Origin of the sequence: Vibrio sp. BS-M-Sm-2 (genome assembly GCF_041504345.1) — a bacterium.
GTDB lineage: Bacteria > Pseudomonadota > Gammaproteobacteria > Enterobacterales > Vibrionaceae > Vibrio > Vibrio satsumensis.
In genome coordinates this window covers 2827219-2844957 of sequence record NZ_CP167894.1, presented here as the reverse complement: position 1 = coordinate 2844957, position 17739 = coordinate 2827219, and the positions used below count along the sequence as shown (strand labels likewise).

The 17739-nt window shown below is 44.7% G+C and carries 13 protein-coding genes; 3 read left to right on the top strand and 10 right to left on the bottom strand.

The window, feature by feature from the left end; translation table 11 throughout:
- Positions 1 to 290: 290 nt before the first annotated feature.
- Positions 291 to 3653 (bottom strand): helix-turn-helix domain-containing protein, encoded by a 3363-nt coding sequence (locus AB8613_RS13125; RefSeq protein WP_372384822.1) that lies wholly within the window; start codon positions 3651 to 3653, stop codon positions 291 to 293.
- A 268-nt stretch (positions 3654 to 3921) separates the two neighbouring features.
- Entirely contained in the window at positions 3922 to 4812 is an 891-nt protein-coding gene (gene znuA / locus AB8613_RS13120; protein ID WP_146490005.1) for a zinc ABC transporter substrate-binding protein ZnuA, read from the bottom strand.
- An 83-nt stretch (positions 4813 to 4895) separates the two neighbouring features.
- On the opposite strand from znuA, the gene znuC reads away from it, so the two are divergent.
- The 3 genes from znuC to AB8613_RS13105 all read left to right on the top strand — a co-directional run bounded on the left by znuC (position 4896) and on the right by AB8613_RS13105 (position 7703).
- A complete protein-coding gene (gene znuC / locus AB8613_RS13115; RefSeq protein WP_146490004.1) occupies positions 4896 to 5675 on the top strand; it encodes a zinc ABC transporter ATP-binding protein ZnuC in 780 nt (259 codons plus the stop codon).
- A complete protein-coding gene (znuB, locus tag AB8613_RS13110) occupies positions 5675 to 6460 on the top strand; it encodes a zinc ABC transporter permease subunit ZnuB (RefSeq protein WP_146490003.1) in 786 nt (261 codons plus the stop codon). The genes znuC and znuB overlap by 1 nt, the downstream gene beginning before the upstream one ends.
- A gap of 71 nt (positions 6461 to 6531) precedes the next feature.
- Positions 6532 to 7703 (top strand): IS3 family transposase gene (locus tag AB8613_RS13105; protein ID WP_210446792.1). Its coding sequence is split into 2 segments (ribosomal slippage): positions 6532 to 6814 and positions 6814 to 7703, totalling 1173 coding nucleotides; the frame shifts between segments, so codons are not numbered across the junction.
- A 152-nt stretch (positions 7704 to 7855) separates the two neighbouring features.
- Here AB8613_RS13105 and sucD read toward each other — a convergent pair.
- The 8 genes from sucD to sdhC form a co-directional block, all read right to left on the bottom strand.
- Complete coding sequence (sucD, locus tag AB8613_RS13100; protein WP_004734209.1) at positions 7856 to 8728, bottom strand: succinate--CoA ligase subunit alpha; 873 nt, start codon at positions 8726 to 8728, stop codon at positions 7856 to 7858.
- Positions 8728 to 9894 carry an ADP-forming succinate--CoA ligase subunit beta gene (sucC, locus tag AB8613_RS13095; RefSeq protein ID WP_010436793.1) on the bottom strand — a complete coding sequence of 389 codons (1167 nt, stop codon included), beginning with the start codon at positions 9892 to 9894 and terminating at the stop codon, positions 8728 to 8730. Before sucC ends, sucD begins: the two co-directional genes overlap by 1 nt.
- Before the next feature lie 206 nt (positions 9895 to 10100).
- A complete protein-coding gene (odhB, locus tag AB8613_RS13090) occupies positions 10101 to 11309 on the bottom strand; it encodes a 2-oxoglutarate dehydrogenase complex dihydrolipoyllysine-residue succinyltransferase (RefSeq protein WP_009847318.1) in 1209 nt (402 codons plus the stop codon).
- 21 nt (positions 11310 to 11330) lie between these two features.
- Positions 11331 to 14147: a 2-oxoglutarate dehydrogenase E1 component gene (sucA, locus tag AB8613_RS13085; protein ID WP_017630648.1), complete on the bottom strand. Its 2817-nt coding sequence runs from the start codon at positions 14145 to 14147 to the stop codon at positions 11331 to 11333.
- 97 nt (positions 14148 to 14244) lie between these two features.
- Entirely contained in the window at positions 14245 to 14958 is a 714-nt protein-coding gene (locus tag AB8613_RS13080; protein WP_010436773.1) for a succinate dehydrogenase iron-sulfur subunit, read from the bottom strand.
- A 12-nt stretch (positions 14959 to 14970) separates the two neighbouring features.
- Positions 14971 to 16737: a succinate dehydrogenase flavoprotein subunit gene (sdhA, locus tag AB8613_RS13075; RefSeq protein WP_019820485.1), complete on the bottom strand. Its 1767-nt coding sequence runs from the start codon at positions 16735 to 16737 to the stop codon at positions 14971 to 14973.
- Positions 16738 to 17085 (bottom strand): succinate dehydrogenase, hydrophobic membrane anchor protein, encoded by a 348-nt coding sequence (sdhD, locus tag AB8613_RS13070; RefSeq protein ID WP_010436768.1) that lies wholly within the window; start codon positions 17083 to 17085, stop codon positions 16738 to 16740.
- Complete coding sequence (gene sdhC, locus AB8613_RS13065; protein WP_019820486.1) at positions 17079 to 17471, bottom strand: succinate dehydrogenase cytochrome b556 subunit; 393 nt, start codon at positions 17469 to 17471, stop codon at positions 17079 to 17081. Before sdhC ends, sdhD begins: the two co-directional genes overlap by 7 nt.
- Positions 17472 to 17739: the final 268 nt, after the last annotated feature.

Sequence of the window (17739 nt, the reverse complement as noted above, 5' to 3'; positions counted from 1 at the left end):
AATAAGTACCTAGACGTATAGTTACTCCATCGAAGAGAAATTCCTTCTCTTTAATTTTATTCCAGAGGTGATGTGGCTCGCCATATCACTCCGGCAGCAAGCGAAGGTGTCATTGGCACCCGTGGTATAGTCCCCCCGGCTATGCCACGATATTTTTTTCTTCCTTTTGTTTTACCCTACAAACTTTTTTAAACTCCTCCTACTATCTCGTAGAAGCATAAAAAAGCCCCGACACGAATGTCGAGGCTAAAGTATATTTATCTATGTTCTAGCAGAATATCTGCTGCGCGCTACTCTTCGTTGTTTTCAGCAAACTTGGATGGAGACATGCCAAAGTGGTGTTTAAACCTTTGACTGAAGTAAGACGGGTCATTGAAGCCCGAGTCAAACGCGACATCTGAGATCTTCTCCCCAGCAAGTAATCGTTCGCAAGCATGCTCTAGGCGCACTTCATTCAAATGCTCTTTAAAGGTCTTGTTATAAGCCAATTTAAAGCGCCTCTGAAGACTTCTCTCCGACATGAACAAGCACTTAGCAACTGATGCAGTACTAAACTCTGCATCAGCGTAGTGTTCACTCACAAGCTGCGACACCTTATTTTTCCACTCTTGTTCAGCACTAAGCCTTTGTTGCTCTTGCGTCGAGCTAGCAAGCTTAATGGTTTCAATCTGCTCGATTGTGCAGGCTTCAAGATTATCGAACACTTGATATTCAATTGGCCACGAAAGCTGAACCTTATTTTGAGAGTCAGAAACAAAGGCGTTCAACTCCCCACCGCTCTGATTCATCAATAGAGGTAATTTCTCGATGTTTAGATCAGTCGATTTACCAGTGTTGTCGCTCATACTTGAAACTAATTTAGGAAAAGGCATCCCATGATCTCGAATCGTAACTACAAGGTGTTCTTTCACTTCTTCAACCAGAACCACCATACTTTGTGACTTAAAGTTTCTCTTGATGATGCTCGCGATTAAACTGTTAAAAATAATATCGAGATTAAAATACGGCAAGCTTACATATCGTTGTTTTGTTTCGACTTTAATATCCAGTTCAATGCCAGCTTTGGCTAAATCATCCTGCCAAGCTTTGAGTACCGCTTCTAAGATTAAAATTATATCGTAATAAACCGGCCCCTCTCCTTGAGGGCTATTACTCAATTGAGCCAAACCATTTTTCAACGTTAAGATTGGAGACTTCCCTTGTTCATCATTCCAATTGGGGAGCATCGCAGCAATATGATTAACTTCAGAAGAAAGTTCATTTGCAGTGTGAGACACAAGTGCATTCTTAACCGATAGCTGCTTTTTAAGCTGTTGATTGGTCGCAAGTAGTATCCGGCTTTGGTGCCTCAACTGGTCCGTCTTCAATGCAACTTGCGCTTTTAAGTGCCTGTTGGCAAAAGTGACATAACGCGAACGCCAAAAGACCAAGATAGTCACGACACCAATCAGTAGTATCAGAGAACTTACTGCAGCCCAGTTAGTGAGATACCAAGGCTCCGCAATCGAAAAGCTTTGGCTCGTTGACACGAAGCGATAATGGGAGTCTTTAACCGGCTTAACCTCAAGCGTGTAATCCCCTGGAAGCAAGTGATCGAGTGTTAATAGACCCCCTTCAAACTCACTCCAATGCTCATTGTCGTTCAGCCGGTACTCCATCGCAGGCGCGAACGTCGCTGGTAAGATGCCCAGCTTAAATCCTATCGATGAACCATAAGGAATCTCACTCAAATCTGCCGTTTTCCCACCAAGTGATACAGTATGTTGATCGACACTTATCTTACTCAGCAAAGCACGACTATGAGGTGTTGTTGATACCAGTAACTCGTTAGACAACGCACTGACTACACCATACTTTGAGCCGAAAATAAGCCTCGAAGATTGGCTCTCTTCATTGTAAAACAGAGCACATGCACCTGCCGCAAGTTCATTGGTGATCAAGCCAAATGGTGAACCTATATGTTTATGCAGCTGCCCATCCAATCCGTAATAACTGATACCTTTTGAGGAACCTAACCACACACCATTATCATCACTTACCAGGCAGTTCGGGCTGATATTGTCTTCAACAAGCGGGATCTCTTGAATCGCGGAGCCGTCAAAAGGGATTCGATACACACCATAACTACTCGCAAACCATTGAGATCCATCTTTCGCTTTTTCAATATCGACGACTTTACCAAAACGTTCGCTTGAGCGACTAAAACTAATTCGCTTATCAATAAACGAATAGAAACCGTGGTCTGTTCCTATGTAAATACGACCTTGTAAGCCTATATTGAGATCGGTGATCTTCGCAGGCAAAAACTTGTCGACTAACCAGTCAGTACCGTATCCCGTCAACTTCATGTCTTCGATTGATAACGAATAGAGGCTCTGCCCTGAGGTCATCCAAAGAACGTTATCAGCCTGAAGCGCAAAATTCTCAACATGCACCCCCTCAATCGGTCTAGGTAAGTCGAGAATTTCAGGTTCTAACGTATTAGTATTAAAACTAATAATGCCTTCTTCAGTAGCCAACCAAATTGAAGTGCCAAAGATCTCAAAATCCTTAACAGGGTTGGAGTAAACACGGATTGGGTTATCTTCACTTTGAGAGTCAACTAAATAGAGACCCATTGAGGATGCAACCCAAGATAACTGTTCATTGACAGGCAGTACTTTGTTGATCACCACACTACTCGAATGCATGCCCATCCCCGTTAATAGCGTTCTCGAGAAAGTCTTGCTGAACAGTGAGAAATATCGGATACCGTTGTTTGTCGCGATCCACATCCCACCAGCATGGTCGTTGATCAACGAGTATATTTTCTCTCCCGGTAACGAGAAGTCTTGATTAGAGGCTTGTTCAAATCGAGTAATTTGGCCCGTAATAAAGTTGTAGCTAATAAGACCATGCTCTGTGCCGATCCAATACTGATCCGAAGTTTCGGTAAGCGAAAGAACATGTGACCCTCTGACGATAGTCTCTTTATCTGGATTCGCGAGATCGACAATCACAGCGCCATTTAAAGTGCCAATAACTAACTCACGTCGAGCCTTCGAAAAATAAACGGTCTCTATATGATTTTTGTCTGATGCACTGACATGAGTAAACTCTTGATTATCTGAAAGATAAACGCCTGAACTGGTCGCCAATACCCACTTTGACAAAACCCACTCAGCGTCATTTATCGCAATGTCACTGCTATTGTTGTAACGGTACAGTTTGAGTAAAGAGTAGGTGTTGAACTCTAAAGATTGAGTATTATAGGTATAAAAATTACTGCCATCGGTCACCCAAATATAATCACCGGATGCGCCAATATTCGCAATCTCAGCACCGGGACTTAAACTAAACGCCAATTCGTTGCCAATACCAGGGTTATGTCGGTACACCTCATTATCGAAAAAGGTCCAAAACTCATCGTTAAGAAATGCGACGCTTTCAGAAGAAAATTGCAGCAAGCTACCCTTGCGAGGGAATAGAGTTCGGCCATCGTAAAAGAGTATTTTTCCATGCACATCATGAACCCATAGCCCTCCTCCTGCACCTAGGTACAAATTTTTAGCCGCAAGAAAATTCCCTTGCGCTTGAACGGGCAAAGGATAGAAAACGGAAGGTGATGTATTTACCGCGATAGCGCTAAATGAAATGCTCATTAACATGAACATTCGGAAGACAATTCGATACAACTTCTGATCCTGAACAGCAACAACGAATGAAGTTTTGGTAGTCACAACATTTTATCATTGCTCAACCATAAACTGAGTTTTTTTGTGCTTATTATTATCTTTCCATTTTAGCGGAAATTAACCAAGGAGAAAGAAGGTTTGCCATTTGTTGAAAGGTTTTATCTTAGCGGTCACGAAAATGCCGCAAAAAGCGGCACTATTCATACAATATCGAGAGCAAAGTGCAGTAAAAAATACTTTCTACGAATTACTTTGCGTTTAAGCAGCTTGTGTAACTATCGGTAAGTTGCTGAAGAAAATCGAAATAACTTCCGGTCTTCACTTCAACATCAGAACCAACAGGGTCTAGCTGACCTTGCTTAGCGTTGCTTCCACGAGTCACAGATTCAATCACTGCAGGCGTAAACTGAGGCTCAGAAAACACACACTGAACATTTTCTTGTACGATCGTTTTCTTAATCGCAATCAGGCTTTTTGCTCCCGGTTTACGGTCTGGACTTACTGTGAAATGACCCAAATTATTCAGACCAAATTCTTCTTCGTAATAACCATATGCATCATGGAAAACGTAGTAACCTTTGTCTTTTATTGGCGCCAGTTGTTCGCGAATAGACTGCTTCTTCTCATCCAATGCAATCAAGAATGAATCTAGGTTCTCTTGATAAGCCATTGCGTTGCCTGGGTCAGTTTCAATTAACTTATCTGAAATGTATTTCGCAGCAACTTCGACCTGATCGATACCCAACCAAAAATGTGGATCGTGGCTGCCGTGGTGGTGACCTTCATGCGCGTCATGGTCATGCTCTTCGTGTCCATAAGCGCGTAAGTTGATACCCGGAATAGAGCTGATCTCAATAACATTTTCATTCGAGCTCACGACCTTAGTTAAAAAGGCTTCTAAGTCGGGGCCAAACCAAACGACCATATCTGCACTATGAACTTTTTTGACATCTGATGGTTTGAGCGCATAATCGTGCGGCGAAGCATTACTGTTCATCAACACATCCGGTTCACTAACACCTTGCGTTAGCTCTGTCACAATCATTTGAATTGGTTTGAAACTTGTTAGAATAGTATTAGCACTTGCAACACTTGGCGCTAAAAGCAAAGTAGCAAGTATAAAAGATGAACGTGACATAATTCCTCGATAATAGAAAAGTAGCTTAGGCTTGAGGTAAATGTTACATTATAACATTAGCGAATTGCAAATGAGTTCTATTCATGGATAACTTAATCCAACTAGATTCTGTGAGCGTCGAATTTGACGGTCGAAAAGTTCTAGACAACATCTCTCTAAATTTAGAGCGCGGCAGGATCACCACCCTGATTGGGCCAAACGGTGCAGGAAAGTCGACATTAGTAAAAGTAGTACTGGGTTTACAAACCAAATTTTCAGGCACAATAACAAAAGCTAAAAAACTGAAAATTGGCTATGTTCCACAAAAATTAAAGCTCAACGATTCACTACCGCTCAATGTAGATCGTTTTCTAAAGCTCACTGGCAAGTTCAGTCAGCAAGAGATCCTTGAAGCATTGAAGCTCGTGGGTGCTGAACATCTGCAAAAGAGCAACATGCACCAGCTGTCTGGTGGTGAAAACCAGCGCGTACTGATTGCCCGTTCATTACTAAGAAGACCAGACCTACTGGTTCTTGATGAACCGGCTCAAGGCGTTGACGTGCAAGGGCAAATAGACCTTTATGATCTCATTGACACCATTCGTCACCGCTTTGGTTGTGCGGTGTTTATGGTTTCACATGATCTGCATCTGGTGATGGCCAAAACAGACGATGTTATCTGTTTGCATCATCATATCTGTTGCTCAGGTGCACCTGCAGACATCAAACATCATCCCTCGTATATTGCGCTCTTCGGTACCGCGACTCAAGAGACACTAGCGTTTTATCACCACCAACATGAACATCACCATCATGATCTTGCAGGCCAACCAGTAAAAGGTGGTGCTCATGAGTGTTCAAATCATAAACACGGACATCACTAATGCTTGAGTTTCTTCTTCCCTCTATTTTAGCTGGCTTGGGCATTGCTCTTATCGCGGGGCCATTGGGCTCTTTTGTAGTTTGGCGCAAGATGGCCTACTTTGGCGATACGCTTGCTCATGCCTCTTTGATGGGCTTAGCGCTTGGCTTTCTGTTTAACATCAACTTGTATTTCGCACTGCTGATTTGTTGTTTGATGCTGGCCGTGTTACTCGTGACATTGCAAAAACAAAAGCTAGTCGCGACCGATACCCTACTCGGTATTTTGGCACACAGTGCACTGTCTTTGGGTCTTGTAGCCGTTAGCTTCTTGGACAATGTTCGTGTCGACCTAATGAGCTATTTATTTGGCGACTTACTTGCAGTATCACCGACTGATTTGGTATTCATCTATGCGGGTGCGGCTGTGATTGGATTAGTGCTTGCTATCTTTTGGCGACCGCTACTTTCAACGACGGTTAATGAAGATCTAGCAGCGGTTGACGGCATCAACATTGATTTAATGCGTCTGATTTTGATGCTGCTTGTCGGTATCGTGATTGCTGTCGGTATGAAATTTGTGGGTGCGTTAATCATGACATCGCTACTGATTATTCCTGCAGCAACGGCAAGGAAGTTCTCGAGCACACCTGAGCAGATGGCCTTCCTTGCATCAGTTATTGGCTCTATTGCAGTATTCGGTGGATTAAGCTTATCTTGGTTCTATGACACACCTGCTGGCCCTTCTGTGGTTATCAGTGCCGCTGCGATGTTTATGCTATCTCAAATGCTGAAGACCCGAGCGTAATCATACGATTCGTATCTCAATCTTGATGTGACCCCATAAAAGTAGACACTTAATACAGAGCATTGAGTGTAATGAAAGTAAAATCACAAAGACAATATACAGACGAATTTAAACGAGAAGCTGTTCAGCGATCTCTCGATTCTTCTGACACCGTTAAGTCAGTAGCACTATCCTTAGGAATATCGCCGGTGCTACTTTCTAAATGGAGATGCCAAATGACGTCGAAGAAGACTAACTCCCTCCCAATACCTAACCACGGTCCCGAAACATCCGTTACACAACTGGAGAAAGAGATCCGTCAATTGAAAAAGAAGCTTGAGATGGCAGAGCTGGAGAATGATTTCTTAAAGGAAGCGAAGGCTTTCTTCGACAGCCAAAAAGAATAAGGTTCGAGTATATCCTTAAGAAGGCCAGTGTGAAGCTTCCTGTCATTCGACTATGCCAATGGTTGGGCGTTTCTAAAGCGGGTTATTACAAGTGGCTAACAAGGAAACCATCGAAGCGAGAGACAGACAATGAGTCTTTAAGTCACTACTTGAGGAGAGAAAGCGAAGCTCAGTATTGTATTCCAGGCTATCGAAAGCTTTGGGAAGCAGCAGTCGCTAACGGCTTTATTTGTAATAAAAAGCGAGTACAGAGGCTTTTGCAGAATATGGGCTATCGCTCTTGCGCGAGCAAGAAGCGATATGGACGAGCGCCAAGACAAAATACGCTTATACCTGCCTATAACATTCTTGCCCGTCAATTTAAGGTGGATAAACCCGATCGAGTTTGGGTGTCAGATATCACTCAGGTGCGCTGTACTGATGGTTGGCAATACCTGTGCGTTGTCTTAGATTTGTTTTCACGCAAAGTGATTGGTTGGTCGACAAGTCGTATTAATAACGCAAAGTTAGTGCTAAGAAGCCTGAATAAGGCTTGGGAACAAAGGCAGCCCTTAGGTCACGAGCTTTTGTTTCACTCCGATCAAGGTATACAGTATCGAGCGTTGGAGACGATCCGTTGGCACCGTAAACGAAAGATTAAAGTCAGCATGTCGAGAAAAGGAAACTGTTGGGATAACGCTTGTTCCGAAAGCTTCTTTGCGCAATATAAGAAAGAGTGGATGAACAACTTAGATCAGCTTTCACGACAAGAAATGACGATGCAAAGTCGAATTTATATCGATACCTATTATAATCCAGTAAGAAGACATGGGACTCTAGGTGGAGTGAGTCCCATGGACTTTGAACTAATCAACTAAACCCCTGTGTCTACTTTTTAGGGGCCATATCATATCTCGTATCTCGTATCTCGTATCTCGTATCTCAAGAACATAAAAAAGGCTTGGTCACTGACCAAGCCTTTTTAATACCATTCAGTTAACTTCTATCTCAATCGATAAAAGCCAGCTGATTACCAACCCGTGATTTCACGTAGGCCTTTGCCGATGTCAGCAAGAGACTTAACAGTCTTAACGCCTGCTGCTTCTAGTGCTGCGAATTTATCTTCAGCAGTACCTTTACCACCAGAGATGATTGCGCCTGCGTGGCCCATACGTTTACCCGGAGGAGCAGTAACACCAGCGATGTAAGATACAACTGGCTTAGTTACGTTTGCTTTGATGAACTCAGCCGCTTCTTCTTCCGCAGTACCACCGATTTCACCAATCATGACGATTGCTTCAGTTTCTGGGTCTTCTTGGAAAAGTTTTAGGATATCAATGAAGTTTGAACCTGGGATTGGGTCACCACCGATACCAACACATGTAGACTGACCAAAGCCTTCATCTGTTGTTTGCTTAACTGCTTCGTATGTCAGAGTACCTGAGCGAGATACGATACCGACTTTACCCTTCTTGTGGATATGACCAGGCATGATACCAATCTTACACTCGTCTGGAGTGATAAGACCTGGACAGTTAGGACCGATCATGCGAACGCCAGTTTCTTCTAGCTTCACTTTAACGTCGATCATATCTGTTGTAGGGATACCTTCAGTGATCGTTACGATCAGTTCGATACCTGCATCAATCGCTTCTAGGATTGCATCTTTACAGAAAGGAGCTGGCACGTAGATAACGGTTGCTGTTGCGCCAGTTACTTCTACTGCTTCACGTACTGTGTTGAATACTGGAAGGCCTAGGTGAGTCTGACCACCTTTACCAGGTGAAACACCACCAACCATTTGCGTACCGTATGCGATCGCTTGGTCTGAGTGGAATGTACCTTGACCGCCAGTGAAACCCTGACAGATTACTTTAGTGTCTTTGTTAATTAATACAGACATTATTTCGCCTCCGCAGCAGCAACAACTTTCTGAGCAGCATCTGTTAGAGATTCAGCTGCAATGATATCAACATCAGAATTAGCAAGTACTTCGCGACCTAGATCTGCGTTGGTACCTTCTAGACGAACAACTACAGGAACTGTTACGCCAACTTCTTTAACCGCACCGATAATACCTTCAGCGATCATGTCACAACGAACGATGCCACCGAAGATGTTTACTAGTACTGCTTTAACATTGTCATCAGAAAGGATGATCTTGAATGCTTCAGCTACACGTTCTTTTGTCGCGCCGCCGCCTACATCAAGGAAGTTTGCTGGTTTGCCGCCGTGTAGGTTTACGATATCCATCGTACCCATCGCAAGGCCTGCACCGTTAACCATACAGCCAACGTTGCCATCTAGTGCTACGTAGTTCAGTTCCCACTGTGCTGCGTGTGCTTCGCGCTCATCTTCTTGAGATGGATCGTGCATTTCACGTAGTTTTGGCTGACGGTACATCGCGTTTGAGTCGATGTTGATCTTGCCGTCTAGACAAAGTAGGTTGCCTTCGCCAGTAATTACAAGCGGGTTGATTTCTAGTAGAGCTAGGTCGTACTGAGAGAACATTTGGCCAAGACCCATGAAGATCTTAACGAACTGTTTAATTTGATCGCCAACTAGACCAAGTTTGAACGCAAGTTCACGACCTTGGTAAGCTTGAGGGCCCACTAGAGGATCGATCGCTGATTGGTGAATCAACTCTGGAGTTTCTTCAGCGATTTTCTCAATGTCCACACCGCCTTCAGTTGACGCCATGAATACAATTTTGCGCGTTGCACGGTCAACAACAGCACCTAGGTAAAGTTCGTTAGCAATGTTCGATGCTTCTTCAACTAGGATCTTTGTTACAGGTTGACCATTAGCGTCTGTTTGGTAAGTCACTAGGTTTTTACCTAGCCACTTTTGTGCAAACTCTTTAACGCCTTCTTTCGTGTCATGTAGCTCTACGCCGCCCGCTTTACCGCGACCACCAGCGTGTACTTGACACTTAACGACTTTCTTGGCTGTACTGATACGACCTGCAGCTTCAAAAGCTTCTTGTGCAGTATCACATGCGAAACCTTCTGGTACAGGCAAACCGAATTCTGCAAACAGCTGTTTGGCTTGGTATTCATGCAAATTCATTTTGATATTCCGTTTATTTTCCCTTAAGGGATTATTATTTCCATAACGACACAGTTTCCTGTGTTACGTCTGTAGGGTCTTCTCAAATCAACTGCTGTCCATTTTCTAATGGCTTTGCAGTTCAAGTGAAGGCCAGACGTTGAGCAGCCTAGCCTTTGAAACTTTTTACGTCTAGCTAACTGGGCTAACTAGACGTTTTAGCGATACTAAACGTCTAATAGCAGACGTGCAGGATCTTCTAGTAGCTCTTTGATGGTCACTAGGAAGCCAACTGATTCACGGCCATCGATTAGACGGTGGTCGTAAGAAAGCGCTAGGTACATCATTGGTAGAATCTCTACCTTGCCGTCAACAGCCATTGGACGATCTTGGATTTTGTGCATACCCAGGATTGCCGCTTGAGGCGGGTTGATGATTGGCGTAGACATTAGAGAACCAAATACACCACCGTTTGTGATAGTGAAGTTACCGCCCATCAGCTCATCAACAGTTAGCTTGCCGTCACGGCCTTTGATTGCTAGCTCTTTGATGCCTTTTTCGATGTCAGCGAAACCTAGTGTGTCACAGTCTTTCAGTACTGGAGTTACTAGACCACGTGGCGTTGATACTGCCATGCTGATGTCGAAGTAGTTGTGGTAAACGATATCTGTACCGTCAATAGAAGCGTTCACTTCTGGGAAACGTTTTAGCGCTTCTGTTACTGCTTTCACATAGAAAGACATGAAGCCCAGACGCGTGTCGTGACGCTTCTCGAATTGGTCTTTGTACTGCTTACGAAGGTCCATGATTGGCTTCATGTTCACTTCGTTGAAAGTCGTCAGCATTGCTGTGCTGTTCTTCGCTTCTAGAAGACGGTTAGCCACTGTCTTACGTAGGCGAGTCATAGGTACGCGTTTTTGGCTACGAGCTGCTGCTGGCGCTTCAACTGCTGGTGCAGATGCTGCTGCCGGAGCCGCTTTCGCTGCTGCTAGGTGTGCGTCGATGTCTTCACGAGTAATACGACCACCAACACCAGTGCCTTTAACGTCAGCTGGTTGTAGGTTGTGCTCTGCAAGCAGGCGACGAACCGCAGGACTTAGTGCGTCGTTGCTCTCTTCGGTAAGAGCCGCTTTGTGGCGCTTATCAGGAGAAGCTTCTGTATCTTCAGTTGTATCTTTCGTTGGTTCACCAGCGACAGCACCCGGCTTGATTTTAGCCAGAAGCTGTTTAGAAAGTACCGTAGCACCCTCTTCTTCAATGATAGCTTCCAGAACACCCGCTTCAGGAGCCGGTACTTCTAGAACTACTTTATCTGTTTCGATATCTACAATGACTTCATCACGTGCAACCGCTTCGCCCGGTTTTTTGTGCCAAGTAGCAACTGTTGCATCAGCCACAGATTCAGGTAAATCTGGAACCAGAATTTCAATTGTCATGTGCGTATTTTCCTTTTACTTCTAGTTCTTAAGTAGGGTCAAAGCGTCGTCAACTAACGCTTTTTGTTGTTTCAAGTGTACCGACATATAGCCAACAGCTGGTGATGCTGATGCAGGACGACCTGCGTATTGAATATCAGCACCCACTGGGATAGCAGCTCGGAAATTATGTTGGCTACTGTACCAAGCACCTTGGTTTTGAGGCTCTTCTTGACACCAAACGTAATCGACTACATTCGTGTACTGTGCAATTGCAGCTCTCACGTCCTCGTAAGGGAACGGGTAAAGTTGCTCAATACGCACAATAGCGACATCGTCTTGCTCGTTCTTACGTCTTTGGTCAAGTAGGTCAAAGTAAACCTTACCTGAACAGAACACGACGCGTTTTACGTTCTCAGGAGCCAAATCATCAATTTCTGCGATAGCTGGTTGGAACGTACCTTCTGCCAAATCTTCCAGAGAAGAAGTACACAGAGGGTGACGAAGCAATGACTTAGGTGACATTACAATCAGAGGACGACGCATTGGTCGAACAACCTGACGACGAATCATGTGGTAAACCTGAGCCGGTGTTGAAGGAACAACAACCTGCATGTTTTGTTCAGCACATAACTGAAGGTAACGCTCAAGACGTGCAGAAGAGTGCTCTGGGCCTTGACCTTCATAACCGTGAGGAAGCAGCATAGTTAGACCACATAGACGTGCCCACTTTTGCTCACCTGACGAAATAAATTGGTCGATAACAACTTGTGCACCGTTTGCGAAGTCACCAAATTGTGCTTCCCAAAGGGTTAGACCGCTTGGCTCTGCTGTTGCGTAACCATACTCAAATGCCAGTACCGCTTCTTCAGACAATACCGAGTCAAACACTTGGAATGGCCCTTGCTTGTCATGAATGTTCGCAAGAGGAACATACGTGCTTGCATCTGATTGGTTGTGCAGTACTGAGTGACGGTGGAAGAACGTACCACGGCCAGAATCTTGGCCAGAGATACGAATACGCTTACCGTCATCAACCAGTGTTGCGTAAGCCAGAGTTTCAGCCATACCCCAATCGACTTGTTTCTCGCCATTCACCATGGCAGTACGATCGTTGTACAGTTTATTGACTCGGCTTTGCAGCTTATGGCTGTCTGGATATTGGCAAAGTTTGGTACCAAGCTCTTTCAGGCGCTCGATATCAATCTTGTTGTCCCATTCGATGTTCCAGTCGTGACCTAGGTAAGGAGACCAGTCCACAGAGTGAAGTGCCATTGGGCGCCACTCTTTAACCACAACTTCACCGTGATCAAGTGCATCACGATATTCGTTAACGAGTTGAGTTGCTGTATCAATACCAAACTCACCGCGTTCCATTAGCACGTCAGCGTAAAGCTTACGTGGCGTTGGGTGCTTCTTGATTTTTTGGTACATCAAAGGCTGTGTTGCATTCGGCTCATCGGCTTCGTTGTGACCGTGGCGACGGTAACAAACCAAATCAATAACAACATCACGCTTAAACGTATTACGGTAATCCAATGCAAGACGCGCAACGAACGCAACCGCTTCTGGATCATCAGAGTTAACGTGGAAAATCGGAGCCTGAACCATCTTCGCGATATCAGTACAGTACATCGTAGAACGAGTATCGCGCGGGTTAGATGTTGTAAAACCAACTTGGTTGTTTACAACGATACGAACCGTACCACCGACACAGAAACCACGAGCTTGAGACATGTTAAACGTCTCTTGCACTACACCCTGACCTGCGATAGCTGAGTCACCGTGGATAGTGATTGGAAGTACACGGCTACCGTCACTATCACCAAGGCGATCTTGACGTGCACGTACTGAACCGATAACTACCGGGTTTACGATTTCTAAGTGAGATGGGTTAAATGCAAGTGCTAAGTGAACGTTGCCGCCTGGCGTTGCGAAGTCCGCAGAGAAGCCTTGGTGGTATTTCACATCACCAGTACCCCACGTGTCATCGTGCTTGCCCGCAAATTCGTCAAATAGGTCTTGTGGTTTTTTACCAAGCACGTTGACCAACATGTTTAGACGACCACGGTGAGCCATACCAACAACAACTTCACGCATGCCTTGTCCACCAGCATGACGAATAATTTCTTTCGTCATTGGGATAAGCGCATCACCACCTTCCAACGAGAAGCGTTTCGCGCCTGGGAATTTCGCACCAAGATAGCGCTCAAGACCTTCAGCTGCAGTTAGCTCTTCTAGGAAAGCTTGCTTTTCTTCTTTGTTGAAAGAGGGTTGACCAGATACAGACTCTAAACGTTGTTGAATCCAACGTTTTTGCTCTGTATTTGTCATGTGCATGTATTCAGCACCAATAGAACCACAATAAGTCTGCTTTAGAGATTTGTATAAATCTTTAAGCACCATCGTCTCTTGGCCAATCGCGTAAGAGCCGACGTTAAACGTCTCATTGAGGTCATCTTCGGTAAGAGTGTGGAAAGAAGGATCCAGCTCTTCAACTGTATCTCTTTTCCATAAACCTAGGGGGTCTAGATTTGCTGATTGATGCCCTCGGAATCGATAAGCATTAATTAGTTGCAGAACCTTTACTTGTTTCGCATCGACATCTGGATCACTAACTTGGACACTGTAATGCTTTGTTTCTTGAGCGAGTCGACGGAAGTATTCACGAACACGAGAGTGTGGTTGTTCCACTGTCTCTGAAGCTTGCACAGGCAGTTCTTCAAAAACACTTCTCCATTCGTCACTTACCGAATCTGGGTCACTTAGATACAGTTCATAGAGTTCTTCTACGTACGTTGCATTGGCGCCAGCCAAGTGTGAAGACTCGAGCCATGCCTTCATCACGCCGTTGTGCATATTTTCCCTTAACCAGTAGTTTTCACGTTTGCTGCGGTCTATGCCGAGCTATTAAAAGGCCGCCCCAAAACTTCTAGGGCGGCAATTTTTATATAACTTAAACCGAACGATTCACCAACATGGTCTTGATGTGACCAATAGCTTTCGTCGGATTTAATCCCTTAGGACAAACACTTACACAATTCATGATGCCATGGCAACGAAAAACGCTAAATGCATCATCAAGATCGGACAAACGTTCGTCTGTCGCTGTATCTCGGCTATCAATTAGCCAACGGTACGCTGCAAGTAGGCCTGCTGGTCCGATGAATTTGTCAGGGTTCCACCAGAACGATGGGCAAGATGTAGTACAACATGCACACATGATACATTCGTACAATCCATCTAAGTGCGCGCGTTCATCAGGGCTTTGTAAGTTTTCACGTGCCGGTGGTACATTGCCATCAGACACTAAGAATGGCTTCACTTTCTCGTAGTTATCGTAGAACTGAGTCATGTCTACAATCAGGTCACGAACAACAGGTAGACCAGGCAGCGGACGAATCACAATCTTGTCTTGGCCAGAAAGCGCAGACAACGGAGTGATACACGCCAGACCATTTTTACCATTCATGTTCAAACCATCCGAACCACATACACCTTCACGGCATGAGCGACGGAATGAGATAGTTGGATCTTGCTCTTTCAACAGAATCAGCGCGTCCAAAAGCATCATGTCTGAACCTTCATCCACCTCTAGGGTGTATTCCTTCATATAAGGCTTCTGGTCGACATCTGGGTTGTAACGGTATAAAGAGAAATTCAGTTTCATGGTCATATCTCCTTAGTACGTACGTGCTTTTGGTGGGAACGCTTCACGATGGATAGGCTCCATGTTTACACCACGCTTAGTCATGCTCTCTGACTCTGGGTTGTAAAGTGAGTGGCATAGCCATTGCTCATCATCACGGTCAGGGAAATCGAATCGAGCGTGTGCGCCACGGCTCTCTGTACGGAAGTTTGCAGCAACAGCCGTTGCGAATGCCGTTTCCATCAAGTTTTCAAGCTCTAGACACTCGATACGTTGAGTGTTGAACTCTGTAGACTTATCAGATAGGTGTGCATTCTTCAGACGCTCGCGAATCGCTTTAAGCTCTTCTAGGCCTTCAGCCATTGCTTTGCCTTCACGGAATACTGAGAAGTTATTCTGCATACATTGTTGAAGATCTTTACGGATTTGCGCTGGATCTTCACCGTCAGTACTGTTTTCCCAACGGTTGTAACGCTCTAGAGAACGCTCGATGTCTGCTTCAGTTGCTGGTTTCGCTTCGTCTTGCTTCTTCAGAGTCTCACCTAGGTGTAGACCTGTTGCACGACCAAATACCACCAAATCAAGTAGTGAGTTACCACCTAGACGGTTGGCACCGTGTACTGATACTGATGCGATTTCGCCACAAGCAAATAGACCTTGGATTTCAACATCGGTGCCATCTTCAGTTTGCTTAATAGCTTGACCAGAAACTTGTGTTGGAACACCACCCATCATGTAGTGACATGTTGGGATTACTGGGATTGGCTCTTTTACTGGATCAACGTGAGCAAAGGTACGAGACAGTTCACATACACCAGGAAGACGAGATTCAAGTGTCTCTTTACCTAGGTGATCAAGCTTCAGCTTGATGTGTGGACCCCAAGGGCCATCGCAACCGCGACCTTCACGGATTTCAACCATCATTGAACGTGCAACAACATCACGACCCGCTAAGTCTTTAGCATTTGGTGCGTAACGTTCCATGAAGCGTTCGCCGTCTTTATTGAGAAGGTAACCACCTTCACCACGACAACCTTCCGTTACCAATACACCTGCGCCAGCGATACCCGTTGGGTGGAACTGCCACATTTCGATGTCTTGCATTGGAACGCCAGCACGAATCGCCATACCAACACCGTCACCAGTGTTAATGTGTGCGTTAGTTGTCGAAGCGTAGATACGACCAGCACCACCAGTAGCAAGGATTGTTGCCTTCGCTTTGAAGTAGCAAACTTCGCCAGTTTCCATACAAAGCGCGGTTGTACCTAAGATTGCACCATCTTCGTTCTTCACAAGATCCAGTGCATACCATTCAGAGAAAACCGTCGTTTTGTGTTTAATGTTTTGTTGGTAAAGCGTATGAAGCAGTGCGTGACCAGTACGGTCAGCTGCAGCTGCGGTGCGAGCCGCTTGCTCACCACCAAAGTTTTTAGATTGACCACCGAAAGGACGCTGGTAAATAGTACCGTTCTCAAAACGAGAGAAAGGTAGGCCCATTTTTTCAAGTTCGATTACCGACTCAGGACCGTTTTTACACATGTATTCGATAGCGTCTTGGTCGCCGATGTAATCAGAACCTTTTACTGTGTCATACATATGTTGTTCCCAATGGTCTTCATGCGCGTTACCAAGAGCAACAGTGATGCCGCCTTGCGCTGAAACCGTATGAGAACGAGTAGGGAAAACTTTAGAAAGCAATGCACAAGAAAGGCCTTGCTCAGAAATTTGCAGTGCGGCACGCATACCTGCACCACCAGCGCCGATAACTACGGCATCAAACTCACGAACAGGAATAGTCACTTACGCACCCCACAAAATAAACAGACCAGAGAAGAAATATCCAAGAAGAACTGCAACAACACCGACTTGAAGACCAACACGCAGTTTTGCGCATTTGATGTAGTCAGTTAGTACTTGCCATAGGCCGATCCACGCGTGAACCAAAACAGAAGTAAGCGCTAACATGGTGAAGACTTTAGTGAAGGTTCCACCAAAGAATTGCGTCCAAGATGCGTAAGAGATATCACCAGAGAAAGCACAGAAGCTAACTAGGTAAATAGTGTAAAGCGTCATAATGATGGCAGTTGCACGAATCAGTAGATAATCATGAACACCATTACGACCAAAAGTAGAAACGTTGTTTACCATACTAAGATCCCCGCTAGTAGAGACAATACCGCTGTTGCTGCGAATGCAACCTTAGCGCTCTTAGCGCCAGATTCCAGCTCTTCAAAGTGACCTAAGTCCATAAGAAGGTGACGAATACCACCAGCAATGTGGTAAGCCAAAGCGGTTAAAATGCCCCACAGAATAAACTTCACGAAGAAACCATCGACAATGTCGCTAGCTTCCATAAAGCCTACTGGGGATGAGAGGGAAATGGATAGTAACCAAAGCAAAATTCCAATCGCGACAAAAGTTATCACCCCAGACACACGGTGTAGGATGGAAGCTATTGCTGTGATTGGAAAGTGGATGGTCTGTAAATCTAAATTAACAGGTCTTGTCTTTCTTTCTTTCACGGGCTTGCTCACTCAGCTCCATTGAGCATTATGGTCATTAAATAACCTTATGATATTGTTATGGACAAAATTTGATTGCTAACCTTCAAAATTTAACATTAACTTAACAAATAACCGAAGTTGAGCCTTAGATAATTGTAAAATAATTGTTAACTGCTCGATTAAGAAAGACACCTCACATTTCTTCTTAGCCTTGCATTTATAAGGTTTTAACCAAACTTTTCAGCGCCACTATACGGCTGGCAACATTCTAATACAATTGATGTAACAAATAATGCTA

Bases quoted from the DNA above. Each gene is read 5' to 3' on its own strand.
- AB8613_RS13125 (WP_372384822.1), bottom strand. From the start codon at position 3,653: ATGTTCATGTTAATGAGCATTTCATTTAGCGCTATCGCGGTAAATACA.
- znuA (WP_146490005.1), bottom strand. From the start codon at position 4,812: ATGTCACGTTCATCTTTTATACTTGCTACTTTGCTTTTAGCGCCAAGT.
- znuC (WP_146490004.1), top strand. From the start codon at position 4,896: ATGGATAACTTAATCCAACTAGATTCTGTGAGCGTCGAATTTGACGGT.
- znuB (WP_146490003.1), top strand. From the start codon at position 5,675: ATGCTTGAGTTTCTTCTTCCCTCTATTTTAGCTGGCTTGGGCATTGCT.
- sucD (WP_004734209.1), bottom strand. From the start codon at position 8,728: ATGTCTGTATTAATTAACAAAGACACTAAAGTAATCTGTCAGGGTTTC.
- sucC (WP_010436793.1), bottom strand. From the start codon at position 9,894: ATGAATTTGCATGAATACCAAGCCAAACAGCTGTTTGCAGAATTCGGT.
- odhB (WP_009847318.1), bottom strand. From the start codon at position 11,309: ATGACAATTGAAATTCTGGTTCCAGATTTACCTGAATCTGTGGCTGAT.
- sucA (WP_017630648.1), bottom strand. From the start codon at position 14,147: ATGCACAACGGCGTGATGAAGGCATGGCTCGAGTCTTCACACTTGGCT.
- AB8613_RS13080 (WP_010436773.1), bottom strand. From the start codon at position 14,958: ATGAAACTGAATTTCTCTTTATACCGTTACAACCCAGATGTCGACCAG.
- sdhD (WP_010436768.1), bottom strand. From the start codon at position 17,085: ATGGTAAACAACGTTTCTACTTTTGGTCGTAATGGTGTTCATGATTAT.